Here is a 25,038-nt window from a genome sequence, read left to right as displayed (position 1 = left end):
AAGCGCAGCCAGCACGGAATGGAGCAAAGTAATCAGGCGTGTTCTTTTAGCCAGTTAAGCACTACGTCGTGGTGATTGCTGGTTTTGAAATCGTCAAATACGTGTTCGATTTTGCCGTTGGCATCGATCAGGAAGCTGATACGGTGAATACCATCGTAGGTTTTGCCCATGAAAGACTTCTCGCCCCAGACGCCGAATTGTTCGCATACCTGGTGGTCTTCATCGGACAGAAGCGTAAAGTTAAGCAGTTCTTTATCTGCGAAACGGGAAAGTTTTTCAGGTTTATCGGTGCTGATACCGAGCACATCAACGCCCGCTTTTTTTAACTCTTCCATGTTATCGCGTAAGCCGCAGGCCTGTACGGTACAGCCGGGGGTCATGGCTTTCGGGTAGAAATAAACCAGAACACGCTGTCCCTGGAAGTCGGTCAAATTAACTTGTTCTCCGTCTTGGTCCGGCAAGCTAAATTTCGGTGCGATGTCACCGGCTTTCAGTGGATTCATTAATTAACTCCATCCTGTTCATCATGTTGGGAATAGTTGACGACGTTAATACTGCCTTGCGCATTGAGTTCTGTACATAGTGCTTTGAACGCTTGCTCAATATTTGCTGAGTCCGCAGACGCCGGGCTGTGGGCGGTGATCTGAATATGTAGCTGCGCAGCCCTTTCATTTTCAGCAGGTTGCGTGCGTGACACCAGTTCTGCAATGTTCATATGGTGCGCGTCGAAAAGTGCTGTGAAGCGCTCAATTAAATGCGGGGAGTCCGCCACATCGACCTGAACCCAGACAGATGCGGGCATAGGTGGACGTGGGCGAGCGGTCGTTCGTTTCATCACGATTAAAAGATCCAGCTCGGCGCCTTTCAACGGTAACGTTGATTCAATCAAGGTGATGGCGTTCCATGAACCGGAAAGCAGCATGATAAACGTGAACTCTTCTCCCAACATCGCCAGGCGACTGTCTTCGATATTACAGCCGCAACTACTGACATGACGGGTGATGGTATTCACAATTCCTGGGCGATCGGCACCCAGCGCAGTGATCACCAGATAATGTTGCGATGACAGTGTCAAACTGGTTATTCCTTTAAGGGGGTGAGATGTTCCTAAGGAAAGCATAAAAAAAACATGCATACAACAATCAGAACGGTTCTGTTTGCTTGCTTTTAATGCCATACCAAACGTACCATTGAGACACTTGTTTGCACAGAGGATGGCCCATGTTCACGGGAAGTATTGTCGCGATTGTTACTCCGATGGATGAAAAAGGTAATGTCTGTCGGGCTAGCTTAAAAAAACTGATTGATTATCATGTCGCCAGCGGTACTTCGGCGATCGTTTCTGTTGGTACTACTGGTGAGTCCGCTACTCTGAACCATGACGAGCATGTCGATGTCGTGATGATGACGCTGGAGCTGGCTGATGGGCGCATTCCGGTGATTGCCGGGACCGGTGCTAACGCCACCACAGAAGCCATTAACCTGACGCAGCGCTTCAACGACAGCGGTGTTGTTGGCTGCCTGACGGTAACCCCTTATTACAACCGCCCATCGCAAGAAGGTCTGTATCAGCATTTCAAAGCCATCGCTGAACATACTGACCTGCCGCAAATTCTGTATAATGTGCCGTCCCGTACTGGTTGCGATCTGCTACCAGAAACGGTGGGCCGTCTGGCGAAAGTAAAAAATATTGTCGGAATCAAAGAAGCAACAGGGAACTTAACGCGGGTAAACCAGATCAAAGAGCTGGTTTCAGACGATTTTGTTCTGCTGAGCGGCGATGATGCGAGCGCGCTGGATTTCATGCAGTTAGGCGGTCATGGCGTAATTTCCGTTACGGCTAACGTCGCAGCGCGAGATATGGCCCAGATGTGCAAACTGGCGGCAGAAGGGCATTTTGCCGAGGCACGCGTTATTAATCAGCGTCTGATGCCATTACACAACAAACTATTTGTCGAACCCAATCCAATCCCTGTGAAATGGGCATGTAAGGAACTGGGTCTTGTGGCGACCGATACGCTACGCCTGCCAATGACGCCAATCACCGACAGTGGTCGTGAGACGGTCAGAGCGGCGCTTAAGCATGCCGGTTTGCTGTAAAGTTTAGGGAGATTTGATGGCTTACTCTGTACAAAAGTCGCGCCTGGCGAAGGTTGCGGGTGTTTCGCTTGTTCTTTTACTCGCAGCCTGTAGTTCGGACTCACGTTATAAGCGTCAGGTGAGCGGCGATGAAGCCTACCTGGAAGCGGCACCGCTTGCAGAACTTCACGCCCCGGCAGGAATGATTTTGCCGGTGACCTCCGGCGACTATGCGATTCCGGTAACTAACGGTAGTGGCGCAGTTGGCAAAGCGTTAGATATTCGTCCACCAGCCCAGCCGCTGGCGCTGGTTTCAGGTGCGCGTACCCAGTTCACGGGCGATACCGCTTCGCTGCTGGTGGAAAATGGTCGTGGCAATACTCTGTGGCCGCAGGTCGTTAGCGTGCTGCAGGCGAAAAACTATACCATTACCCAACGCGATGATGCCGGTCAGACGCTGACCACCGATTGGGTACAATGGAACCGTCTGGACGAAGACGAGCAATATCGTGGTCGTTATCAAATCTCCGTTAAACCGCAGGGTTACCAGCAGGCGGTAACGGTGAAATTGCTGAACCTGGAGCAGGCTGGCAAGCCGGTTGCAGATGCGGCGTCTATGCAGCGTTACAGTGCTGAGATGATGAACGTCATTTCCGCTGGCCTGGATAAATCCGTCACTGACGCGGCTAATGCGGCGCAAAACCGTGCTTCCACAACAATGGATGTACAAAGCGGCGCTGACGACACTGGTTTACCGATGCTGGTCGTGCGTGGTCCGTTCAACGTAGTATGGCAACGTCTGCCTGCTGCGCTGGAAAAAGTGGGCATGAAAGTGACCGACAGCACTCGTTCACAGGGCAGCATGGCCGTAACTTACAAGCCACTGTCTGACAGCGACTGGCAGGAACTGGGCGCCCGTGATCCTGAACTGGCATCCGGCGACTACAAATTGCAGGTCGGTGATTTAGATAACCGCAGCAGCTTACAGTTTATTGATCCAAAAGGTCATACGCTGACCCAAAGCCAAAACGACGCACTGGTATCAGTCTTCCAGGCTGCGTTTAGCAAGTAAAAATACAGGGCTGGAGTCATCCGGCCCTTTTTTCTGATATGATACGCAAACGTGTGCGTCAGCAGAAAAACGCGATTTTAGCGTTAATTCGCACGAAATTTGTTTGTCGGCGTAGGTCGGTTAAGGCGTTCACGGTACAGCCGACAAAACGACAGGCACACCAGACAGCAAAAGATTTTAAAACGTTAATTCACACCCAGGAGTGATAAAGATGCAAAAGCAAGCTGAGTTGTATCGTGGTAAAGCGAAAACCGTATACAGCACGGAAAACCCGGACCTGTTGGTGCTCGAATTCCGCAATGATACGTCAGCAGGGGATGGCGCGCGCATTGAGCAGTTTGATCGCAAAGGTATGGTGAACAACAAGTTCAACTACTTCATTATGAGCAAACTGGCTGAAGCGGGTATCCCGACTCAAATGGAGCGTCTGCTCTCTGATACCGAATGTCTGGTGAAAAAACTGGATATGGTGCCGGTTGAATGTGTCGTGCGTAACCGTGCTGCTGGCTCTCTGGTGAAACGTCTTGGAATCGAAGAAGGTATTGAGCTGAACCCGCCGCTGTTCGATCTGTTCCTGAAAAACGACGCCATGCACGATCCGATGGTCAACGAATCTTACTGCGAAACCTTTGGCTGGGTAAGCAAAGAGAACCTGGCGCGCATGAAAGAGCTGACCTACAAAGCGAACGACGTGCTGAAAAAACTGTTCGACGATGCCGGTCTGATTCTGGTCGATTTCAAGCTGGAGTTTGGTCTGTACAAAGGCGAAGTGGTACTGGGTGATGAGTTCTCCCCGGACGGTAGCCGCCTGTGGGACAAAGAAACGCTGGAGAAAATGGACAAAGACCGTTTCCGCCAGAGCCTCGGTGGCCTGATCGAAGCCTATGAAGCCGTCGCCCGCCGCCTGGGTGTACAGCTGGACTGATTTTTCTGTTCATCGTCTTGCCGTGCTGCTGGCACGGCAAGACAACCGCTCTCGTAAGATGTGCATTGAACGCTCATTCCTCCATCATTTCCTCCCGTTTTCCTGTGGTAATCTTCCCCTGAACCACCTACGATCATTCCTATAATGAATATATTGTTGAGGTATCTATGCGCTGGCAAGGGCGTCGTGAAAGTGACAATGTTGAAGACAGGCGAAACAGTTCCGGTGGCCCGTCAATGGGCGGTCCCGGTTTTCGCCTACCAACCGGTAAAGGCGGGTTAATTTTACTGGTGGTTGTGTTGGTCGCTGGCTACTATGGTGTTGATTTAACTGGATTGATGACCGGGCAGCCCGTTTCCCAACAGCAATCAACGCGTTCAATTAGCCCAAATGAAGACGAAGCAGCAAAATTCACTTCGGTGATTCTGGCAACCACGGAAGACACCTGGGGACAGCAATTCGAGAAGATGGGTAAGACCTACCAGCAACCGAAGCTGGTCATGTACCGTGGAATGACTCGCACCGGTTGCGGGGCGGGGCAGTCCATTATGGGACCGTTTTATTGCCCGGCGGATGGCACAGTCTATATCGATCTCTCCTTCTATGATGACATGAAAGACAAACTGGGCGCGGATGGTGATTTTGCTCAAGGGTACGTTATCGCCCATGAAGTCGGTCATCACGTGCAGAAACTGTTAGGTATCGAGCCGAAAGTCCGTCAACTGCAACAAAACGCGACGCAAGCGGAAGCCAACCGCTTATCTGTGCGTATGGAACTCCAGGCCGACTGCTTTGCCGGTGTCTGGGGGCATAGCATGCAGCAGCAAGGCGTTCTGGAAACCGGCGATCTGGAAGAGGCGCTGAACGCGGCGCAGGCCATCGGCGATGACCGTTTACAACAGCAAAGTCAGGGGCAGGTGGTGCCAGACAGCTTTACCCATGGTACATCTCAGCAGCGCTACAGCTGGTTTAAACGTGGTTTCGACAGCGGCGATCCGGCACAATGCAATACTTTTGGTAAAAGCATTTAACTTCCGGGGCAGGGATGGCTGAACTGACTGCGCTTCATACATTAACAGCGCAAATGAAACGTGAAGGGATTCGCCGCTTGTTAGTGTTGAGCGGCGAAGGAAGCTGGTGCGGTGAGCATGCGCTTAAGTTGCGTGACGTATTACCGGGCGACTGGCTGTGGATTTCGCCGCAGCCAGCTTCTGAAAACCACTGTACGCCATCAGCGCTACAAACTTTACTTGGGCGCGAGTTCCAGCATGCGGTATTCGACGCCCGCCAGGGTTTTGATGCCGCCGCTTTTGCGGCACTTAGCGGAACGCTGAAAGCGGGAAGCTGGCTGGTGTTGTTGCTCCCTGCGTGGGAAGAATGGGAAAACCAACCTGATGTCGATTCGCTGCGCTGGAGTGATTGCCCTGGCCCTATTGCGACTCCGCATTTTGTCCAACATCTCAAACGCGTACTTGCAGCGGATAACAACGCTATCCTCTGGCGACAAAATCAGCCGTTCAAGTTGGCACATTTTGCTCCTTATTCAGACTGGCGTCCTGCTACTGGTGAGCCGCAACCAGAACAACAGCACATATTACAGCAACTGCTGACCATGCCGCCGGGCGTGGCTGCGGTAACTGCTGCGCGCGGGCGCGGTAAGTCGGCGCTGGCGGGGCAACTCATTTCCCGTATCTCTGGCAGTGCGATTGTTACAGCACCTGCGAAGGCTGCGACGGATGTGCTGGCGCAGTTTGCGGGCGAGAAGTATCGCTTTGTGGCGCCAGATGCCTTATTAGCCAGTGATGAAAAAGCCGACTGGCTGGTGGTTGACGAAGCCGCAGCCATTCCTGCACCACTGTTGCATCAGCTTGTATCGCGTTTCTCACGCACTTTGTTAACAACAACGGTACAGGGCTATGAAGGCACCGGACGTGGTTTTTTGCTGAAATTTTGCGCCCGTTTTCCGCATTTACACCGTTTTGAACTGCAACAGCCGATCCGCTGGGCGCAGGGATGCCCGCTGGAAAAAATAGTCAGTGAGGCACTGGTTTTTGACGATGAAAACTTCACTCACGAACCACAAGGTGACATCGTCATTTCTGCTTTTGAACAGACGTTATGGCGAAGCGAACCAGAAACGCCGTTAAAGGTATATCAGCTATTGTCAGGCGCGCATTACCGGACATCACCGCTGGATTTACGCCGGATGATGGATGCGCCTGGGCAACATTTTTTACAGGCGGCTGGCAACAACGAGATTGCCGGGGCGCTGTGGCTGGTGGATGAGGGCGGATTATCTCAAGAACTCAGTCAGGCGGTATGGGCGGGTTATCGACGTCCACGGGGCAATCTGGTGGCGCAGTCGCTGGCGGCGCACGGCAGCAATCCACAGGCGGCGACATTGCGCGGACGGCGGGTCAGCCGGATTGCAGTCCATCCGGCGCGTCAGCGCGAAGGCGTTGGGCAACAGCTCATTGCCAGCGCTTTGCAATATACGCCTGGCCTCGACTACCTTTCGGTAAGCTTTGGCTACACCGAGGAATTATGGTGTTTCTGGCAACGATGCGGTTTTGTGTTGGTGCGGATGGGCAATCATCGCGAAGCCAGCAGCGGCTGTTATACGGCGATGGCGTTGTTACCGATTAGCGAAGCGGGTAAACAGTTGGCAGAACGTGAGCATTTTCGTTTACGCCGCGATGCGCAAATTATCGCGCAGTGGAATGGCGAAACTATTCCAGTCGATCCGCTTAACGATATCGTGGTTACTGACGGCGACTGGCTGGAACTGGCTGGTTTTGCTTTCGCTCATCGTCCGCTTTTAACGTCATTAGGCTGTTTAATGCGTCTGCTGCAAATCAGCGAACTGACATTACCAGCGCTGCGTGGGCGCTTGCAGAAAAACGTCAGCGACGCGCAGTTATGTACCACACTTAAACTTTCGGGGCGTAAGGCGTTGTTGGCTCGTCAGCGTGAAGAGGCGGCACAGGCGCTATTCGCACTTGATGATGCCCGCACTGAGCGCCTGCGCGATCGCATAACGCAATGGCAATTTTTTCACTGACTCCTTCAATTTTATCCCATGGTCATTGTGAGTCAGCGGCGTAAAATTAATGACATCAGTTAAGGAGTTCGCCATGAAACATGACCATTTTGTTGTTCAAAGCCCGGATAAACCTGCGCAACAGTTGTTGCTGCTTTTTCACGGTGTCGGCGATAACCCGGTAGCGATGGGGGAGATCGGCAGTTGGTTTGCACCGCTGTTTCCTGATGCGCTGGTGGTGAGTGTCGGTGGCGCGGAGCCGAGCGGTAATCCGGCGGGGCGCCAGTGGTTTTCGGTGCAGGGTATTACGGAAGATAATCGCCAGGCGCGTGTGGATGCCATCATGCCGACGTTTATTGAGACGGTGCGCTACTGGCAGAAACAGAGCGGAGTAGGGGCTAACGCCACGGCGCTAATCGGTTTCTCACAAGGCGCGATTATGGCGCTGGAGAGTATTAAAGCCGAGCCTGGCCTTGCCTCACGCGTCATTGCTTTTAACGGACGCTATGCCAGTCTGCCGGAAACCGCGTCTACAGCCACGACAATTCACTTGATTCATGGTGGTGAAGATCCGGTTATCGATTTGGCGCATGCGGTTGCGGCGCAGGAAGCGTTAATCAGTGCCGGTGGGGATGTGACGCTGGATATCGTGGAGGATTTAGGCCATGCGATCGACAATCGCAGTATGCAATTTGCCCTGGATCACTTGCGTTATACCATTCCGAAACATTATTTCGACGAAGCGCTAAGCGGCGGTAAGCCTGGCGATGATGATGTAATTGAAATGATGTAATAACAGCTGCGTAGGCCTGACAAGACGCGTGAGCGTCGCATCAGGCATTGTTCACCGTTGCCGGATGCGGCGTTAACGCCTTATCCGGCCCCTCAGCTTACTTCTTCGGTTGATCCTTTTTCGGCCAGTCGTCGTCATCGTCCCACTTATCGTTGAAATCACGATGCGGGGGAAGCTCCGGCTTGTTGGCGAGAAATTTCTTATGGTCGACGCGCTTGAGATCTTTAATCACGTTCAGCAGGACGCCCACCAAAAAGACAATCACCAGAATCCACCAATATTTAGCCAGCCAGTCCATGCTTATTTCCTCTTACAGAACGACTCATCAGGCGACGAGCTGTTCCATGATACGTTGATACATACGGGCAAGTAGCTGCAGGTCGGCAGCATTCACACATTCATTAATTTTATGAATGGTAGCATTGACCGGCCCGAGTTCCACCACCTGCGCCCCCATGCGAGCAATAAAGCGCCCGTCGGACGTTCCGCCTGTGGTCAGTAGCTGCGGTTTAATTTCATTATAGTGCTCAACGGCGTTCACCACCGCATCCACCAGTTTACCGCGCGCTGTCAAAAATGGCTGACCAGAAAGCCACCAGTCGACGGTGTAGCGCAGTTGATATTTCTCCAGCAAGGCAAGCACCTGCGCTTTGATCATTTCGTCGGTCAATTCAGTACTGAAGCGGAAGTTAAACTGCACAAACAGCTCACCCGGAATAACATTGTTACTGCCGGTTCCCGCTTGAATATTGGCAATCTGCATACTGGTTGCCGGGAAAAATTCATTCCCCTGATCCCATTCAATAGCTACTAACTCATTGAGAAATGGCGCAGCACGATGTACCGGGTTATCTGCCAGATGTGGATAGGCCACATGCCCCTGCACGCCATGAATGGTGAGATTGCAGGTTAACGATCCGCGACGGCCATTTTTCACTACATCGCCAACCACTTCGATACTCGACGGCTCACCGACCAGGCAGTAATCCAGCCGTTCATTACGCGCCATTAACGCTTCGACTACTTTGACCGTGCCATTGTGGGCGCTGGCTTCTTCGTCTGAGGTGATCAGAAATGCCAGTCGGCCTTTATGGTTGGGATGTTGCGCGACAAAACGTTCTGCTGCCACTACCATTGCCGCCAGCGAACCTTTCATATCAGCCGCGCCGCGCCCGAACAACATGCCATCGCGAATGGTTGGCTCAAATGGTGGGTTGATCCAACGGTCGGCATCGCCAGGAGGGACTACGTCAGTATGTCCGGCAAAGGCCAGGGTTTCTCCCTGTCCACGCCACGCCCAAAAATTCTGCGTATCCGCAAAATCCATGCGTTCAATGGTAAAACCGATTGCCTGCAGACGGTCGATCATGATTGCCTGACATCCTGCATCATCAGGACTTAAGGATGGGCGGCGAATAAGCTGCTGTGTCAGCTCAATAACCGGACACGACATAGACTACACCTCATGGAAAAATTGCTGATAACTGGATTCACTGAAACCCAGCAGCATAGGCTTCCCTGGCGCACAGAGCAATGGGCGTTTGATAATTGCAGGCATTTCAGTCATTAATGCCATAGCGGAGGCCGCATCGGTGATATTGTTGCGGGTAGCTTCGTCCAGCTTGCGCCAGGTGGTGCCACGGGTGTTAAGTAACGCTTGCCAGCCTAATTCATTGATAAAAGAGTTCAACAATTCACTGTTCAGGCCATCAACACGGTAATCGTGAAAGCGAAATTCGATGTTATTGGTTTCCAGCCAACGACGTGCTTTTTTAATGGTGTCACAATTTTTGATACCGTAAAGGGTAACCATAATGAATCCTTTTGCGATTATTAAGAATAACTAATCATTTAACGGTCAATACATATTTCCCGAAAATGATTATCAGGCAATATAACATTATTAAGGTATTTAACTTAACAATTATTAAATGGTTGTGAACAATTTTAATGCAATTATTAAGAATGTTCCTCTTGGTATATTTTTGTATTTTAAACAGAATTAATTCAGTATTAGAATCCGTATGAATATGTCGAAATGTTGCTGTTCATCACATAAAAATCCCTGTCACAGGGCCATAGTATTAACGTAGGCTTCACCCCGGAGGTAGTAATCACAGCAATCGAATAAATTAGCTTCACCACGGTATATTGTTTCCGTAGAATACCCATAATTATAAGAGAGGTTGTTATGATTGAACGTGAACTGGGGAACTGGAAAGACTTTATCGAAGTTATGCTTCGTAAGTAATTTTCAGAACAGGAAATGAAAGAACCTGACGTCAGGTTCTTTATCAGAGAGTTGAAAAAGGCGACACATACGTATGTCGCCTTTTTTATTGCTTATTCTGGTCGAGGCTTCAGTGGGAAGCGACGACGCACCAGCACAAAGAATAGCGGCACGAAGTAAATCGCCAGAATGGTGGCAGAAATCATCCCGCCCATTACGCCAGTACCGACGGCGTGTTGACCACCGGAACCGGCACCACTGCTGATCGCCATCGGCAATACGCCGAAGATAAACGCCAGCGATGTCATCAGAATCGGACGTAAACGCTGACGGCAGGCGTGGAGTGTCGCTTCAAACAGGTCGTGGCCTTTTTGATTCATCTCGTTGGCAAACTCAACAATCAGGATGGCGTTTTTCGCCGACAAACCAATGACTGTTAGCAGGCCAACCTGAAAGTACACATCGTTTTCCAGCCCACGCATCCAGGTTGCCAGCAGCGCGCCGATAACCCCCAGCGGTACAACCAGCATTACCGAGAACGGTACTGACCAACTTTCATAAAGTGCAGCCAGACACAGGAATACCACCAGCAATGAAATGGCGTACAGCGCCGGAGCTTGTGCTCCGGAAAGTCGTTCCTGGTACGACATCGCTGTCCACTCCAGTCCAAAGCCGTTCGGCAACTGCTTCACCAACGATTCCATAATATCCATCGCGGTACCCGTACTGACGCCCGGGGCGGCTTCCCCGACAATTTCTACCGCAGAATAGCCGTTATAGCGTTCCAGACGCGGCGAGCCTGTTTCCCAGCGAGAGGTCGCGAAGGCGGAGAAAGGCACCATGCCGCCGTCTTTGTTACGCACATACCACAGGTTAATGTCATCTGGCAGCATGCGATACGGCGCGGCAGCCTGCACATAGACTTTCTTCACGCGACCGCGATCCATAAAGTCATTCACATAGCTCGAGCCCCACGCGGTTTGCAGCGTGTCGTTAATATCGTCAATGGCAACGCCCAGTGCCTGCGCTTTGCGCTGGTCGATATCAATCTGCAATTGCGGGCTGTCGTCCAGACCGTTATGGCGCACACGAGTAAGTTCTGGGTTTTCCGCCGCGAGCGCCAGCAGCTGATTACGCGCGGCCATCAGCGCATCGTGACCAGCCCCGGCGTGGTCCTGCAACTCCATATCAAATCCAGCGGAACTGCCAAGACCGCTGATAGCAGGCGGGCTACTGGCGATAACGCGAGCTTCTTTGATTTTATTAAATTCTTTTGTTGCACGTTCGATAATGGCAAACGAGGTGCCTGTTTTACTGTCGCGTTCGCTCCAGTCTTTCAGGCGGACAAACATTCGTGCCACGTTTTGCCCGTTCCCCCCTGGGCCAGAACCGACAGTGGCAAACACCGACATGATGTTGTCTTTCTCATGGGTGAAGTAATACTTCTCGATCTGTTCCACCACTTTCAGAGTCTGTTGCTGAGTCGAACCGCTGGGTAACTGTACCGAGGTGGTAAACATGCCACGGTCTTCCAGAGGCAGGAACGACGTCGGCAGACGCAGAAACAGGAACACCATGCCGCCTAACAGCAGGACGTAAATCAAAATCCAGCGCAGGCTGCGGTGGAGAATTTTCGCCACCCCTTTTTCGTAGCGTTCGGCGTTGCGGTTGAACATCTGGTTAAACCAGGCAAAAAAGCCTTTCTGCCCGTGATGTTCACCTTTTTTCAGTGGCTTAAGTAGCGTAGCGCACAATGCCGGAGTCAGGATCATCGCCACCAGAACCGACAGCACCATTGCCGCAACAATGGTTATAGAGAACTGGCGATAGATAGCCCCGGTGGTGCCGCCAAAGAAGGCCATTGGCACAAATACAGCAGAAAGCACCATTGCAATCCCGACCAGTGCGCCCTGGATTTGCCCCATCGATTTACGTGTGGCTTCGCGAGGAGTGAGTCCTTCCTCACTCATAATACGTTCGACGTTTTCCACCACCACAATGGCGTCATCCACCAGCAGGCCGATAGCCAGCACCATCGCGAACATGGTTAAGGTGTTGACGCTATAGCCGAAGGCATAAAGCACCGAGAAGGTTCCCATCAACACTACCGGCACGGCGATAGTTGGAATCAGCGTAGCGCGGAAGTTTTGCAGGAACAGATACATGACGAGGAAAACCAGCGCGATAGCTTCTAACAGAGTTTTCACTACGTCTTCAATGGAGGCCTTAACAAACGAGGTGGTTTCATACGCCACCTTGTACTCCAGTCCGGGCGGGAAATACTGCGCCAGTTCATCCAGACGGTTGATCACCAGTTCTGCCGTTGCCATTTCGTTCGCACCGGAGGCCAGTTTTACCCCCAGCCCCGAGGCTGGTTTACCGTTGAAACGGCTAAGATAATCGTATTTCTCCGCTCCCATTTCGACGGTGGCGACATCACCCAGTTTCACTTCCGAACCGTCCTGATTTACCCGCAGAGTGATATCACGGAACTGTTCTGGCGTTTGCAACAGTGATTGGGCGTTAATGGTGGCGTTGAGTGCCTGGTTATCGACAGAAGGCGTACCGCCAAGCTGTCCAACCGCAATCTGTGCGTTCTGCGATTCAATGGCGTCAGTGACATCTTTAGCGGTCATCTGGAAACTGTTCAGTTTTGCCGGATCCAGCCAGATACGCATCGAATATTGCGAACCGTAAGCGTCGATATCACCAACGCCGTTCACGCGGCTTAACGGGTCCTGAATATTACTGGCAACGTAATCGGCAATATCCTGTTTATCCATCGAACCATCGGTAGAGACGAAGGCAATGGTCAGAATGTTGGTATCGCCGGTTTTACGCACCGTCACGCCCTGATTTTGCACCGCCTGCGGTAGTTTACGCATGGCAGACTGCAACTGGTTCTGCACCTGTTGCACTGCTTCGTCTGGATCTGTGCCAGCTTTAAAACTGAGCGTTACTGACGCCTGTCCAGTACCGCTGCTTTGTGATGACATATACATCAGGTTATCGAGGCCAGTCATATTCTGTTCGATAACCTGGGTCACGGTGTTTTCCAGCGTCTGGGCCGATGCGCCAGGATAGTTAGCGGTCACTCGCACGTTGGGGGGCGCGAGATCCGGGTACTGTTCAACGGGCAATGAGAAAATGGCCAGGGTTCCTGTCAGACACAACAGAATTGCCAGCACCCAGGCAAAAATGGGGCGATCAATAAAGAAATTCGCCATTAAAAGAGGACCTCGTAGTTCTGCGTATCGTTATGGGCATGCCTTGCTTCACTGTAGCGGCAAGGTACGAGCCAATCGTGGAGAAAAAAAGGAGATAATGTAAATTATCATGCCCTTTTATACTGAACCTAAAATGCCAGTATTTAATGAATAGTAGGCAGCATCATATCTGCTGGCTTTCCTCGCTCTCCGCAGAGCGAAAGCTAATACTCACTAACGTGCCGCCGCCGGAAGGTTGCGAAAAAGTCAGCGTCCCACCCAATCTTTCCGCGCGCTCGCGCATGATATTCAGACCATAATGGCCTTCGGGTTCCTCCGGTTCACCGATGCCAATACCGTTGTCGCGAATATAAACTGTGTGATTGCCATCCGGCGCGGTGACGCAGCTAACGGCAATTTCGCTGGCGTTGGCGTGCTTCATGGCGTTCAGCACCGCTTCGCGAATAATTTGCAACAAATGCACCTGCATCTGCGCATCCAGCGCCAGGGTTGGCAGACGGCAGTCGAGCGTCAGTTTGGCGCTGGTTTGGTTTTGTAATGTATCCAGCATTTCACGCAGCGCAGAGGGAAGATCCGCTTGCTGTAGCGTCAGTCGGAAAGTGGTTAACAGCTCGCGTAACTGCCGATAAGCATCATTCAGCGCCTGGGAGAAGTCGGCCATGATACTTTGTGCAGTGGCGTTATCTTCGGGTATCGAACGCTTCAGTAACGTCAACTGGATACGTAAATAAGAAAGCACCTGGGCCAGCGAGTCGTGCAGTTCGCGGGCGATGGTCGCGCGTTCTTCCATCAACAGCAACTGCTGAAAATGCTTCTGCGCCTGATTAAAGTACAAACCGCGTCCCAGCATCGATGAAACGCTGTTAAGTAGCGGTTCTGATGATGACACGTGGCTATTTTGCCAGTGCAACTCGCCGTAAACCGTCTCTTGCATGGTGACCGGTAAAATCTGCATTGGCAGCTCAGGGTTTGGCTTCCCTTCGCTAATCCGCCAGTTATCCCCAACGTTCAGCTCCAGATATTCAGCAGCCTCATTGTCGCGAACAATCTGCAAAATATGGCGGAAACAATGCACATCAATCTGGCTGGTGTTCAGTGCCTGCGAACACTGATACAACACCTCCAGGCGACGCTTGGCCTCGTGGAGATCGCGGGTTTTTTCTTCTACTGACGCTTCCAGCGAGCGGTACAACTTATGCAGCTCGCTCGACATCTGGTTAAAGGTTTTTGCAAGCAGGCCCAGTTCATTGGGCAGGCTGGTATCCAGCGGCGGCGAGTCGAACTGCCCGTGTTCAATACGCTGACTGGCGGTAACCAGTTGATTCAGCGGGGCTACCACCTGATGGCGTATGCGGCGCAAAGTAAAAAAGACCAGCGTGAAAATACCGATGCCGCCAGCCAGTGAAATCGCCACTACCAGCAGCATTTTGCGTTCAGCGTAGTGTTGCAAAGCCAGCACGAACAGGTCTATCTGATTGACATAATTATTAATATTGGCCTGATACCACGGCAAATCACCCTTGATGAGCCGATTATTCATCTCCAGCCAGTTGGCATTCAGATGCGCATAGCGGGCTTTTACTGCCTCTGGCACATACCAGACGTTGAGATTGGTTAATACCGGTGAATGCAGTGCCTGCTGGAACAGTTGGCGGTGTGCGTTAAGCTGTGGACTGCCACTTTGCAAGTCGTAGCCCAGGCGGTAACTCTGCATACGCAGCGATCCGGCAATATTGATAGCCTCAGCGTCGCGCAAACTGCTCGCCAGAGTTAGCAGAGCGATACCCGTGGAAAGAATCGACAGCAGCACAATGTAAAAAAAGGCCCGGGCCAGACTGGCCGAGACGGGGCGTTTGACAATCACACGCGTCTTCTCCACATAAAATAATGAATGTTACAGCTCGCTGAAACGCAATTTGATAAGCGATGAGATTATTTGATCTGCCACAGTTTATAGCGAAATAGTTACTTGTTCTGGGCACATGAACATTGCCGATCCCCGTCTAAGTCGGGTAATAACAACACTCATATAAAGAATAAGGTTTTTACAACCAAAAAAGAAGGTCGTTATGAATCGTTTTATTATGGCCAACAGTCAGCAATGTCTGGGGTGCCATGCTTGTGAAGTGGCCTGTGTGATGGCTCACAATGATGAGCAACACGTGTTGAGTCAGCACCATTTCCACCCCCGAATTACGGTTATTAAACATCAGCAGCAACGTAGCGCAGTGACTTGTCACCATTGTGAAGATGCGCCCTGCGCCCGTAGCTGCCCTAATGGCGCGATCAGCCACGTTGATGACAGCATTCAGGTCAATCAGCAAAAGTGTATTGGCTGTAAATCCTGCGTGGTGGCCTGTCCATTTGGTACGATGCAAATCGTCCTGACGCCCGTCGCGGAGGGCAAAGTTAAAGCCACCGCGCATAAATGCGACCTGTGTGCAGGGCGCGAAAACGGCCCTGCCTGTGTCGAGAATTGCCCGGCGGACGCGCTGCAACTGGTCACTGACGCTGCACTCTCCGGCATGGCGAAATCCCGCCGCCTGCGCACCGCGCGCCAGGAACATCAACCGTGGCATGCCAGTACCGCGGCACAAGAAATGCCGGTAATGAGTAAAGTCGAGCAAATGCAGGCAACGCCCGTGCGTGGCGAGCCGGATAAACTGGCGATTGAAGCGCGCAAAACTGGTTTTGATGAAATTTATCTGCCGTTTCGTGCCGATCAGGCACAACGGGAAGCCTCGCGCTGCCTGAAGTGCGGCGAGCATAGCGTCTGTGAATGGACCTGCCCGTTGCATAACCACATTCCACAATGGATTGAACTGGTGAAATCTGGAAACATCGACGCCGCCGTTGAGCTTTCTCACCAGACCAACACCCTGCCGGAAATTACCGGACGCGTCTGCCCGCAAGACCGTCTGTGCGAAGGTGCCTGTACTATTCGCGATGAGCACGGTGCGGTGACTATCGGCAATATTGAACGCTACATTTCGGATCAGGCGCTGGCGAAAGGCTGGCGTCCTGACTTAAGTCATGTCACCAAAGTCGACAAGCGAGTGGCGATTATTGGCGCGGGGCCGGCAGGGCTGGCCTGTGCGGATGTTCTGACCCGCAATGGCGTGGCGGTGACGGTGTACGATCGCCATCCGGAAATCGGTGGCTTGCTCACTTTCGGCATTCCTTCTTTCAAACTGGATAAATCCCTGCTGGCACGCCGTCGGGAAATCTTCAGCGCGATGGGGATTCACTTCGAACTCAATTGTGAAGTGGGTAAAGATGTCTCTTTGGATTCGCTTTTGGAACAATACGACGCGGTCTTCGTTGGCGTAGGCACTTACCGTTCCATGAAAGCGGGCTTACCCAATGAAGATGCGCCGGGCGTTTATGACGCGCTACCGTTCCTCATTGCCAACACCAAACAAGTGATGGGACTTGAAGAGTTACCGGAAGAGCCATTTATTAATACCGCCGGGATGAATGTGGTAGTACTGGGCGGTGGGGATACCGCGATGGATTGTGTACGTACTGCGCTGCGCCACGGCGCGAGCAACGTCACCTGTGCCTACCGTCGTGATGAAGCCAACATGCCAGGTTCGAAAAAAGAGGTGAAGAACGCCCGCGAAGAGGGGGCGAACTTTGAGTTTAATGTTCAGCCAGTGGCGATTGAGCTGAATGAACAAGGTCACGTCTGCGGGATTCGTTTCCTGCGCACGCGTCTTGGCGAAGCGGATGCACAAGGGCGTCGGCGTCCGGTACCGATTGAGGGCAGTGAATTTGTGATGCCAGCCGACGCGGTGATCATGGCATTTGGCTTCAACCCGCACGGGATGCCGTGGCTGGAGTCGCACGGTGTAACGGTGGATAAGTGGGGCCGCATCGTGGCGGACGTTGAAAGCCAGTACCGTTACCAGACCACCAATCCGAAAATCTTCGCCGGTGGCGACGCCGTGCGTGGCGCGGATCTGGTGGTTACCGCAATGGCAGAAGGACGTCATGCGGCACAGGGGATCATTGACTGGTTAGGCGTAAAATCAGTCAAATCTCACTGATAGCCTGCGCAGACAAACCCGACTTCACAGCGTAAGATAATTGTTCATTTCGCGCTGTGGAGTCGGTATGACGCAACAAATCACCCTCATTAAAGACAAAATTCTCTCCGATAACTATTTCACCCTGCACAACATTACCTACGATCTTACCCGCAAAGATGGCGAAGTTATCCGCCATAAACGTGAAGTTTACGATCGCGGTAATGGTGCGACGATCCTCCTCTACAACGCGAAGAAAAAGACTGTAGTTCTGATTCGTCAGTTCCGCGTCGCTACCTGGGTTAATGGTAATGAAAGCGGGCAGCTGATTGAAACCTGCGCCGGGCTGCTGGATAACGACGAACCGGAAGTCTGTATTCGCAAAGAAGCGATTGAAGAGACGGGCTATGAAGTGGGCGAAGTGCGCAAATTATTTGAACTGTATATGTCGCCAGGCGGTGTGACTGAGCTAATCCACTTTTTTATCGCCGAATACAGTGACAATCAGCGCGCTAACGCCGGTGGCGGTGTCGAAGATGAAGATATTGAAGTGCTCGAGCTGCCGTTCAGCCAGGCGCTGGAGATGATCAAAACCGGCGAGATACGTGACGGTAAGACGGTGTTATTGCTTAACTATTTGCAAACGTCACATTTAATGGACTGAAAAATAACAATAATATTTCGTTGTTTATTATTGGCTCAATCCGATAAATCCGATTGAGCCGCGCTACCTGCGCAACGAAGATACGACTTGTGCTGTTTGTTTGAACTTCTGGGGTCGTACCGTCCATGCGCTATCGCATTTTTCTTCTCTTTTTTTTCGCTTTGTTGCCGACGTCTTTGGCGTGGGCGGCACCAGCGCAACGGGCGTTTTCCGACTGGCAGGTCACCTGTAATAACCAAAACTTCTGTGTGGCACGCAATACTGGCGATCATAATGGACTGGTGATGACCCTGAGCCGCAGCGCCGGGGCGCATACCGACGCCGTTTTACGTATTGAGCGCGGCGGGTTGAAATCACCGGATGTGTCGGAAGGGGAAATAGCGCCACGGCTGCTGTTAGATGGTGAGCCGTTGGCGTTAAGTGGTGACAAGTGGCGGATTTCACCATGGTTATTAGTAACCGATGATACGGCAACCATCACCACGTTTTTGCAGATGATTCAGGAAGGGAAGGCAATCACCTTACGCGATGGCGATCAGACCATTTCTTTGAATGGCTTAAAAGCGGCGTTGTTGTTTATTGATGCCCAGCAAAAGCGCGTTGGCAGTGAAACCGCGTGGATAAAGAAAGGGGACGAACCGCCGCTCAGCGTACCGCCCGCGCCTGCGCTGAAAGAGGTCGCGGTGGTTAACCCAACGCCGACACCGCTTTCTCGTGAAGAACGTAACGATTTGCTGGATTATGGTAACTGGCGGATGAATGGTCTGCGCTGCTCGCTTGATCCGTTGCGTCGTGAAGTGAGCGTTACGGCACTGACCGATGATAAAGCATTAATGATGATTAGCTGTGAGGCTGGTGCTTATAACACCATTGATTTGGCATGGATTGTATCGCGTAAAAAGCCACTGGCCTCGCGCCCGGTACGGTTACGTTTGCCGTTCAACAACGGTCAGGAGACGAATGAACTGGAGTTGATGAACGCAACATTTGATGAAAAAACGCGTGAACTGGTGACCTTAGCGAAAGGTCGCGGATTAAGCGATTGTGGCATTCAGGCGCGCTGGCGTTTTGACGGCCAGCGTTTTCGCCTGGTGCGTTACGCCGCAGAACCGACCTGCGATAACTGGCATGGGCCAGACGCCTGGCCCACGTTGTGGATCACCCGTTAAACATCATGGCGGGGACAGGTAGGCCGGATAAGACGCATCCGGCAATCAGCATCAGGCACCTTTCACTCCCAGCACCTTATGCGCTTTTGCCACAATATTCTCGGCGGTAAAGCCAAAGAACGGGAACAGCTTATCCGCCGGAGCAGATTCCCCGTAACTCGTCATCCCGACAATCGCCCCTTTCAAACCAACATATTTGTACCAGTAATCGGCTATACCCGCTTCTACCGCCACGCGGGCCGCAACGTTAGAAGGCAACACCGACTCGCGATATTCCTCATTCTGGGCGTCGAAAATATCGGTCGAGGGCAGGGAAACCACGCGAACATTACGCCCTTCACCCGCCAGTTTCTCTGCGGCCTGTAGGGTGATTTCCATCTCTGAACCGGTAGCAATCAAAATGATATCCGGCTTGCCGCCGCTGTCTTTCAACACATAACCACCACGAGCAATCTCTTTTACCTGATCCGGCGTACGTTCCACCTGCGCCAGATTCTGCCTTGAGAGGATCAGCGCCGTCGGCCCGTTGTGGCGCTCAACCGCCAGCTTCCAGCCCACCGCTGCTTCCACCTGATCGCACGGTCGCCAGGTGCTGAAATTCGGCGTTAAGCGCAGACTGGCCAGTTGCTCAACCGCCTGGTGCGTCGGACCATCCTCCCCCAGACCAATCGAGTCGTGGGTGTAAACCATAATCTGCCGCGCTTTCATCAGTGCAGCCATCCGCGCGGCATTACGGGCGTATTCAACAAACATCAGAAACGTTGCGGTATACGGCACAAAGCCACCGTGGTGTGCAATGCCGTTGGCAATAGCAGTCATACCAAATTCGCGTACCCCGTAGTGAATATAATTCCCTGCGGGATCTTCCTTCAGCGACACAGACCCTTTCCAGATGGTCAGGTTACTTGGGGCCAGATCCGCCGAACCACCGAGCAGCTCCGGCAGCATAGGGCCGTAGGCGTTGAGCGTATTTTGCGACGCTTTACGGGTAGCGATTTTCGCCGGATTCGCCTGCAACTCATTGATATATTTCTGAGTCGTTTTCTCCCAGTCCTTCGGCAGACCACCGCTCATTCGGCGAGTAAACTCTTCAGCCAGTTGTGGATGGGCCTTTTTATAAGCGGCAAACTTCTCATTCCAGCTCTGCTGGGCTTTTTCACCTTTTTCGCGGGCATCCCAGGCGTGATAAATCTCTTTGGGGATCTCAAAGGGTGGATGATGCCAGCCCAGTTTTTGCCGTGCCAGCGCCACTTCTTCTTCCCCCAGCGGAGCGCCGTGCGCCTCTTCCTTACCTGCTTTATTAGGCGAACCAAAGCCAATCACCGTGCGGCAGATAATCAGCGACGGTTTATCTTTCACGCTTTGTGCTTCAAGGATCGCTTCCCTAACCGCCTGCGGATCGTGGCCGTCGATCTCGTGGACAACATGCCAGTGGTAGGCTTCAAACCGTTTTGCCGTATCGTCAGTAAACCAGCCTTCGGTTTCACCATCAATCGAAATACCGTTGTGATCGTAAAAGCCGATCAGCTTGCCGAGTCCCAGCGTTCCTGCCAGCGAACAGACTTCGTGAGAGATACCTTCCATCAGACAGCCGTCGCCCATAAACACGTAGGTGAAGTGATCGACAATCTCATGATCCGGCTGGTTAAACTGCGCTGCCAGCGTGCGCTCCGCTATCGCCAGTCCAACCGCGTTCGCCAAACCTTGTCCAAGTGGACCGGTGGTGGTTTCAACACCTGGCGTATAGCCAATCTCCGGGTGACCTGGGGTTTTCGAATGCAACTGACGGAAGTTCTTCAGCTCTTCCAGCGGCAAGTCATAACCAGTCAGATGTAGCAAACTGTAGAGCAACATCGAGGCGTGACCGTTGGAAAGAATAAAGCGGTCGCGGTCATACCAGGTCGGATCGGTGGGGTTATGTTTAAGAAAGTCGTTCCACAGCACTTCGGCAATATCGGCCATGCCCATCGGCGCGCCGGGATGACCAGAATTGGCTTTTTGCACCGCATCCATACTGAGCGCGCGAATCGCATTGGCAAGGTCTTTTCGGGACATAAAACACTCCGTGGCTGGTTTTAGAATTTGGCGGCAAGAAGATCTTCCAGTTTGCGTTGATCAACGGCGAACAGGCGGATGCCTTCAGACAGTTTTTCTACCGCCATCGGATCCTGATTGTGCTCCCAACGAAATTCCGCTTCGCTCATCGGGGAGGGGCGAGGGAAGGATTGCGATGCCGGGATCAGTTTGCGAACCACTGGCGAAACCTTTTCCTGCAACTCTTTCAGCAAATTCGGCGCGATGGTCAGACGGTCACATCCGGTTAACGCGAGGATTTGTTCGGTACGACGGAAGCTGGCACCCATCACAATGGTTTCGTAGTGATGCTGCTTATAGTAGTCGTAGATGTTGCGCACAGATTTGACACCCGGATCTTCCTCTACCACATACGGATCCATCGGTTTGCGCGCCTGATACCAGTCATAAATACGACCTACAAACGGCGAAATCAGAAAAACGCCCGCTTCTGCACAGGCCCGTGCCTGAGCAAAGGAAAACAGCAGCGTCAGGTTGCAGTTAATGCCTTCTTTTTCCAGTTCTTCTGCTGCGCGAATTCCTTCCCAGGTGGAGGCCAGCTTGATCAGAATGCGAGATCTCTCAATGCCCTGTTGTTGGTACAACTCCACGAGATGGCGTGCTTTTTCGATACTTTTTTCTTTGTCAAAAGAGAGGCGTGCGTCAACTTCTGTCGACACGCGACCGGGTACGATTTTGAGAATTTCTGTACCGAAATTGACTGCCAGTTTGTCGCAGGCCGCGACGACTTGTTGTTCCTGGGTCTTGCCATTTTTTTTACCCCAGGCAATAGCATCGTCTATTAAATGTTCATATTGTGATAAACCGGCAGCCTTGAGTAACAGCGAAGGATTGGTGGTGGCATCCTGGGGGTGGTAGTGGCGAATGGACTCAATATCACCGCTGTCTGCCACGACAGTGGTGAACTGTTTGATGCCGTCTAACTCGTTCATGGAAATACTCCTTGAAAAGTAAAGTGTTAGATGAGTGCGTTAATTCACACTTCTGAGAAATTTCGCTAAACGCATCAAAAAAGCATAGCAGACAGGCATGGTATTGCTGGATGAAGCAGGTAACATCGGTGTTATGGGATTATTACCAAAACATTATTTGATGGGGGAGAGTTTGGGCTTGCTCAGAGTCTCGACGCTCCGGCAAGGTAATAATGTGCGCCACGTTGTGGGCTGAGGCAGTAGCCCACACCTATTTTTGTGAACGTTACGTGAAAGGAACAACCAAATGGATGAGCAGTTAAAACAAAGTGCACTTGATTTCCATGAATTTCCTGTACCAGGAAAAATCCAGGTTTCTCCGACCAAACCTCTGGCAACGCAGCGCGATCTGGCGCTGGCCTATTCACCGGGTGTCGCCGCGCCTTGTCTTGAAATCGAAAAAGATCCGTTAAACGCCTACAAATATACCGCGCGCGGTAACCTGGTGGCAGTTATCTCTAACGGTACTGCAGTGCTGGGGTTGGGTAATATTGGCGCGCTGGCAGGCAAACCGGTGATGGAAGGTAAGGGCGTTCTGTTTAAGAAATTCGCCGGGATAGATGTGTTTGACATCGAAGTTGATGAACTCGACCCGGACAAATTTATCGAAGTGGTCGCCGCACTTGAACCGACCTTCGGCGGTATCAACCTCGAAGATATTAAAGCGCCAGAATGTTTCTATATTGAACAGAAACTGCGCCAGCGGATGAACATTCCGGTATTCCACGATGACCAGCACGGGACGGCAATCATCAGCACCGCCGCCATTCTCAACGGATTACGCGTAGTAGAGAAAAATATCTCCGACGTACGGATGGTGGTTTCTGGTGCGGGCGCAGCGGCAATTGCCTGTATGAACCTGCTGGTGGCGCTGGGTCTGCAAAAACATAACATCGTGGTATGCGACTCAAAAGGCGTTATTTATCAGAGCCGTGAGCCGAACATGGCGGAAACCAAAGCGGCTTACGCGGTGGTGGATGACGGCAAACGTACCCTCGACGATGTGATTGAAGGCGCGGATATTTTCCTTGGTTGTTCCGGCCCGAAAGTGCTGACTCAGGAAATGGTGAAGAAAATGGCCCGCGCGCCGATGATCCTGGCGTTGGCGAACCCGGAACCGGAAATTCTGCCGCCGCTGGCGAAAGAAGTGCGTCCGGATGCCATTATCTGTACCGGTCGTTCCGACTATCCGAACCAGGTTAACAACGTGCTTTGCTTCCCGTTCATCTTCCGAGGCGCGCTGGATGTTGGCGCAACGGCTATCAATGAAGAGATGAAACTGGCGGCAGTCCGCGCGATTGCGGAACTGGCCCATGCCGAACAGAGCGAAGTGGTGGCTTCTGCGTATGGCGATCAGGATCTGAGCTTTGGCCCTGAATACATCATTCCAAAACCGTTTGATCCACGTCTGATCGTCAAGATCGCCCCTGCGGTCGCCAAAGCGGCAATGGAGTCCGGCGTGGCGACGCGTCCGATTGCCGATTTTGACGTCTACATCGACAAGCTGACCGAGTTCGTTTACAAAACCAACCTGTTTATGAAGCCGATATTCTCCCAGGCTCGTAAAGCGCCGAAGCGCGTTGTTCTGCCGGAAGGGGAAGAGGCGCGCGTTCTGCATGCGACGCAGGAACTGGTAACCCTGGGACTGGCAAAACCGATCCTGATTGGCCGTCCGAACGTGATCGAAATGCGTATTCAGAAACTGGGCTTGCAGATCAAAGCGGGCGTTGATTTTGAGATCGTCAATAACGAATCCGATCCACGCTTTAAAGAGTACTGGAGCGAATACTTCCAGATCATGAAGCGTCGTGGTGTCACTCAGGAACAGGCACAACGTGCGCTGATCAGCAACCCGACGGTGATCGGTGCGATCATGGTTCAGCGTGGTGAAGCCGATGCGATGATCTGCGGAACGGTGGGCGATTATCACGAACACTTTAGCGTAGTGAAAAATGTCTTTGGTTATCGCGATGGCGTTCACACCGCAGGCGCAATGAACGCGCTGTTGCTGCCGAGTGGTAACACCTTTATTGCTGATACCTATGTTAATGATGACCCAGACGCAGAAGAGCTGGCGGAGATCACGCTGATGGCGGCAGAAACTGTCCGTCGTTTCGGTATTGAGCCGCGCGTTGCCTTACTGTCGCACTCTAACTTCGGTTCTTCTGACTGCCCGTCGTCGAGCAAAATGCGTAAAGCGCTGGAGCTGGTCAGGGAACGTGCGCCTGAGCTGATGATTGATGGCGAAATGCACGGTGATGCGGCGCTGGTAGAAGCGATTCGCAACGACCGTATGCCGGACAGTACCCTGAAAGGTTCCGCTAATATTCTGGTGATGCCGAACATGGAAGCTGCTCGTATTAGTTACAACTTACTGCGCGTTTCCAGCTCGGAAGGTGTCACCGTCGGCCCGGTGCTGATGGGCGTGGCGAAGCCGGTTCACGTGTTAACGCCGATCGCGTCAGTGCGTCGTATCGTCAACATGGTGGCGCTCGCCGTGGTTGAAGCGCAAACCCAACCGCTGTAATTCTTCCTTAACTATCACGCTTACCCTGAGTAATTCGGGGTAAGCGATTTTTATATTATCAATACGTCTTACTGCTTTTACTAATAGCAAATAAATTACCCGACATAAAAATAAAGTAATATCTTTATATTTATTCATGCTCTGCATATGAAAGTTTATCTATCACGGTAAATATCTCTCCATTCTTAGTGATCTACCTCACCTTTTAAACGCGTTTGC

20 protein-coding genes are annotated in these 25,038 nt (G+C 52.1%); 11 read left to right on the top strand and 9 right to left on the bottom strand.

Going from position 1 to position 25,038, the window contains the following annotated elements; translation table 11 throughout:
• Positions 1-32: 32 nt before the first annotated feature.
• A complete protein-coding gene (gene bcp / locus AACS80_RS18800; protein WP_130207453.1) occupies positions 33-503 on the bottom strand; it encodes a thioredoxin-dependent thiol peroxidase in 471 nt (156 codons plus the stop codon).
• The gene (locus AACS80_RS18795; protein WP_130207451.1) at positions 503-1,075 is read right to left on the bottom strand and encodes a glycine cleavage system transcriptional repressor; all 573 of its coding nucleotides are present in this window, start codon (positions 1,073-1,075) and stop codon (positions 503-505) included. Before AACS80_RS18795 ends, bcp begins: the two co-directional genes overlap by 1 nt.
• Positions 1,076-1,221: 146 nt before the next feature.
• On the opposite strand from AACS80_RS18795, the gene dapA reads away from it, so the two are divergent.
• The 6 genes from dapA to ypfH all read left to right on the top strand — a co-directional run bounded on the left by dapA (position 1,222) and on the right by ypfH (position 7,909).
• Complete coding sequence (dapA, locus tag AACS80_RS18790; RefSeq protein WP_130207449.1) at positions 1,222-2,100, top strand: 4-hydroxy-tetrahydrodipicolinate synthase; 879 nt, start codon at positions 1,222-1,224, stop codon at positions 2,098-2,100.
• Between the two features lie 16 nt (positions 2,101-2,116).
• Positions 2,117-3,151, top strand: coding sequence for an outer membrane protein assembly factor BamC (gene bamC, locus AACS80_RS18785; RefSeq protein ID WP_130207447.1), 1,035 nt, complete (start codon positions 2,117-2,119; stop codon positions 3,149-3,151).
• A gap of 211 nt (positions 3,152-3,362) precedes the next feature.
• Entirely contained in the window at positions 3,363-4,076 is a 714-nt protein-coding gene (purC, locus tag AACS80_RS18780) for a phosphoribosylaminoimidazolesuccinocarboxamide synthase (protein WP_001295467.1), read from the top strand.
• Between the two features lie 167 nt (positions 4,077-4,243).
• Positions 4,244-5,107 (top strand): KPN_02809 family neutral zinc metallopeptidase, encoded by an 864-nt coding sequence (gene ypfJ, locus AACS80_RS18775; protein WP_130207445.1) that lies wholly within the window; start codon positions 4,244-4,246, stop codon positions 5,105-5,107.
• 14 nt (positions 5,108-5,121) lie between these two features.
• The gene (gene tmcA / locus AACS80_RS18770; RefSeq protein ID WP_138183919.1) at positions 5,122-7,137 is read left to right on the top strand and encodes a tRNA cytosine(34) acetyltransferase TmcA; all 2,016 of its coding nucleotides are present in this window, start codon (positions 5,122-5,124) and stop codon (positions 7,135-7,137) included.
• Positions 7,138-7,210: 73 nt separating this feature from the next.
• Positions 7,211-7,909, top strand: coding sequence for an esterase (gene ypfH / locus AACS80_RS18765; protein WP_000679812.1), 699 nt, complete (start codon positions 7,211-7,213; stop codon positions 7,907-7,909).
• Positions 7,910-8,006: 97 nt separating this feature from the next.
• Here ypfH and AACS80_RS18760 read toward each other — a convergent pair whose 3' ends face one another.
• The 3 genes from AACS80_RS18760 to AACS80_RS18750 are packed head-to-tail and all read right to left on the bottom strand — an operon-like array spanning position 8,007 to position 9,722.
• Positions 8,007-8,207, bottom strand: a complete 201-nt coding sequence (locus AACS80_RS18760) for a YpfN family protein (protein ID WP_000383836.1) — start codon at positions 8,205-8,207, stop codon at positions 8,007-8,009.
• 27 nt (positions 8,208-8,234) lie between these two features.
• Complete coding sequence (gene dapE / locus AACS80_RS18755) at positions 8,235-9,362, bottom strand: succinyl-diaminopimelate desuccinylase (RefSeq protein WP_130214573.1); 1,128 nt, start codon at positions 9,360-9,362, stop codon at positions 8,235-8,237.
• A gap of 3 nt (positions 9,363-9,365) precedes the next feature.
• Positions 9,366-9,722, bottom strand: coding sequence for an ArsC family reductase (locus AACS80_RS18750; protein ID WP_138183918.1), 357 nt, complete (start codon positions 9,720-9,722; stop codon positions 9,366-9,368).
• A 378-nt stretch (positions 9,723-10,100) separates the two neighbouring features.
• Between AACS80_RS18750 and ypfM the strand changes: the two genes are divergently transcribed.
• Positions 10,101-10,160: a protein YpfM gene (ypfM, locus tag AACS80_RS18745; protein WP_001386977.1), complete on the top strand. Its 60-nt coding sequence runs from the start codon at positions 10,101-10,103 to the stop codon at positions 10,158-10,160.
• A 92-nt stretch (positions 10,161-10,252) separates the two neighbouring features.
• On the opposite strand, the gene acrD is transcribed toward ypfM, so the two are convergent.
• On the bottom strand, positions 10,253-13,366 hold the full coding sequence (gene acrD, locus AACS80_RS18740) for a multidrug efflux RND transporter permease AcrD (protein ID WP_130207435.1): 3,114 nt from the start codon (positions 13,364-13,366) through the stop codon (positions 10,253-10,255).
• Positions 13,367-13,529: 163 nt separating this feature from the next.
• Positions 13,530-15,230 (bottom strand): nitrate/nitrite two-component system sensor histidine kinase NarQ, encoded by a 1,701-nt coding sequence (gene narQ, locus AACS80_RS18735; RefSeq protein ID WP_130207433.1) that lies wholly within the window; start codon positions 15,228-15,230, stop codon positions 13,530-13,532.
• Between the two features lie 205 nt (positions 15,231-15,435).
• Here narQ and aegA point away from each other — a divergent pair, with 205 nt between their 5' ends.
• The 3 genes from aegA to AACS80_RS18720 all read left to right on the top strand — a co-directional run bounded on the left by aegA (position 15,436) and on the right by AACS80_RS18720 (position 19,227).
• Entirely contained in the window at positions 15,436-17,415 is a 1,980-nt protein-coding gene (gene aegA, locus AACS80_RS18730; protein ID WP_135410252.1) for a formate-dependent uric acid utilization protein AegA, read from the top strand.
• Between the two features lie 67 nt (positions 17,416-17,482).
• The gene (nudK, locus tag AACS80_RS18725) at positions 17,483-18,058 is read left to right on the top strand and encodes a GDP-mannose pyrophosphatase NudK (RefSeq protein ID WP_000193711.1); all 576 of its coding nucleotides are present in this window, start codon (positions 17,483-17,485) and stop codon (positions 18,056-18,058) included.
• A gap of 125 nt (positions 18,059-18,183) precedes the next feature.
• A complete protein-coding gene (locus AACS80_RS18720) occupies positions 18,184-19,227 on the top strand; it encodes a DUF1176 domain-containing protein (RefSeq protein ID WP_135410251.1) in 1,044 nt (347 codons plus the stop codon).
• Positions 19,228-19,278: 51 nt separating this feature from the next.
• Here the strand turns inward: AACS80_RS18720 and tkt are convergent, their stop codons facing one another.
• Positions 19,279-21,282 (bottom strand): transketolase, encoded by a 2,004-nt coding sequence (gene tkt, locus AACS80_RS18715; protein WP_135410250.1) that lies wholly within the window; start codon positions 21,280-21,282, stop codon positions 19,279-19,281.
• Between the two features lie 20 nt (positions 21,283-21,302).
• Positions 21,303-22,253, bottom strand: coding sequence for a transaldolase (gene tal / locus AACS80_RS18710; protein WP_138183917.1), 951 nt, complete (start codon positions 22,251-22,253; stop codon positions 21,303-21,305).
• A gap of 286 nt (positions 22,254-22,539) precedes the next feature.
• Here tal and maeB point away from each other — a divergent pair, with 286 nt between their 5' ends.
• Complete coding sequence (gene maeB / locus AACS80_RS18705) at positions 22,540-24,819, top strand: NADP-dependent oxaloacetate-decarboxylating malate dehydrogenase (RefSeq protein ID WP_135410249.1); 2,280 nt, start codon at positions 22,540-22,542, stop codon at positions 24,817-24,819.
• Positions 24,820-25,038 lie beyond the last annotated feature (219 nt).

The organism is Escherichia sp. E4385 (genome assembly GCF_963883145.1).
GTDB lineage: Bacteria > Pseudomonadota > Gammaproteobacteria > Enterobacterales > Enterobacteriaceae > Escherichia.
This window is presented reverse-complemented; position numbering and strand designations above follow the sequence as displayed.

What these genes read in the sequence shown, in the direction of transcription:
- bcp (WP_130207453.1), bottom strand. Translation starts at nt 503, where the DNA reads ATGAATCCACTGAAAGCCGGTGACATCGCACCGAAATTTAGCTTGCCG.
- dapA (WP_130207449.1), top strand. Translation starts at nt 1,222, where the DNA reads ATGTTCACGGGAAGTATTGTCGCGATTGTTACTCCGATGGATGAAAAA.
- bamC (WP_130207447.1), top strand. Translation starts at nt 2,117, where the DNA reads ATGGCTTACTCTGTACAAAAGTCGCGCCTGGCGAAGGTTGCGGGTGTT.
- purC (WP_001295467.1), top strand. Translation starts at nt 3,363, where the DNA reads ATGCAAAAGCAAGCTGAGTTGTATCGTGGTAAAGCGAAAACCGTATAC.
- ypfJ (WP_130207445.1), top strand. Translation starts at nt 4,244, where the DNA reads ATGCGCTGGCAAGGGCGTCGTGAAAGTGACAATGTTGAAGACAGGCGA.
- tmcA (WP_138183919.1), top strand. Translation starts at nt 5,122, where the DNA reads ATGGCTGAACTGACTGCGCTTCATACATTAACAGCGCAAATGAAACGT.
- ypfH (WP_000679812.1), top strand. Translation starts at nt 7,211, where the DNA reads ATGAAACATGACCATTTTGTTGTTCAAAGCCCGGATAAACCTGCGCAA.
- AACS80_RS18760 (WP_000383836.1), bottom strand. Translation starts at nt 8,207, where the DNA reads ATGGACTGGCTGGCTAAATATTGGTGGATTCTGGTGATTGTCTTTTTG.
- dapE (WP_130214573.1), bottom strand. Translation starts at nt 9,362, where the DNA reads ATGTCGTGTCCGGTTATTGAGCTGACACAGCAGCTTATTCGCCGCCCA.
- AACS80_RS18750 (WP_138183918.1), bottom strand. Translation starts at nt 9,722, where the DNA reads ATGGTTACCCTTTACGGTATCAAAAATTGTGACACCATTAAAAAAGCA.
- acrD (WP_130207435.1), bottom strand. Translation starts at nt 13,366, where the DNA reads ATGGCGAATTTCTTTATTGATCGCCCCATTTTTGCCTGGGTGCTGGCA.
- aegA (WP_135410252.1), top strand. Translation starts at nt 15,436, where the DNA reads ATGAATCGTTTTATTATGGCCAACAGTCAGCAATGTCTGGGGTGCCAT.
- nudK (WP_000193711.1), top strand. Translation starts at nt 17,483, where the DNA reads ATGACGCAACAAATCACCCTCATTAAAGACAAAATTCTCTCCGATAAC.
- AACS80_RS18720 (WP_135410251.1), top strand. Translation starts at nt 18,184, where the DNA reads ATGCGCTATCGCATTTTTCTTCTCTTTTTTTTCGCTTTGTTGCCGACG.
- tkt (WP_135410250.1), bottom strand. Translation starts at nt 21,282, where the DNA reads ATGTCCCGAAAAGACCTTGCCAATGCGATTCGCGCGCTCAGTATGGAT.
- tal (WP_138183917.1), bottom strand. Translation starts at nt 22,253, where the DNA reads ATGAACGAGTTAGACGGCATCAAACAGTTCACCACTGTCGTGGCAGAC.
- maeB (WP_135410249.1), top strand. Translation starts at nt 22,540, where the DNA reads ATGGATGAGCAGTTAAAACAAAGTGCACTTGATTTCCATGAATTTCCT.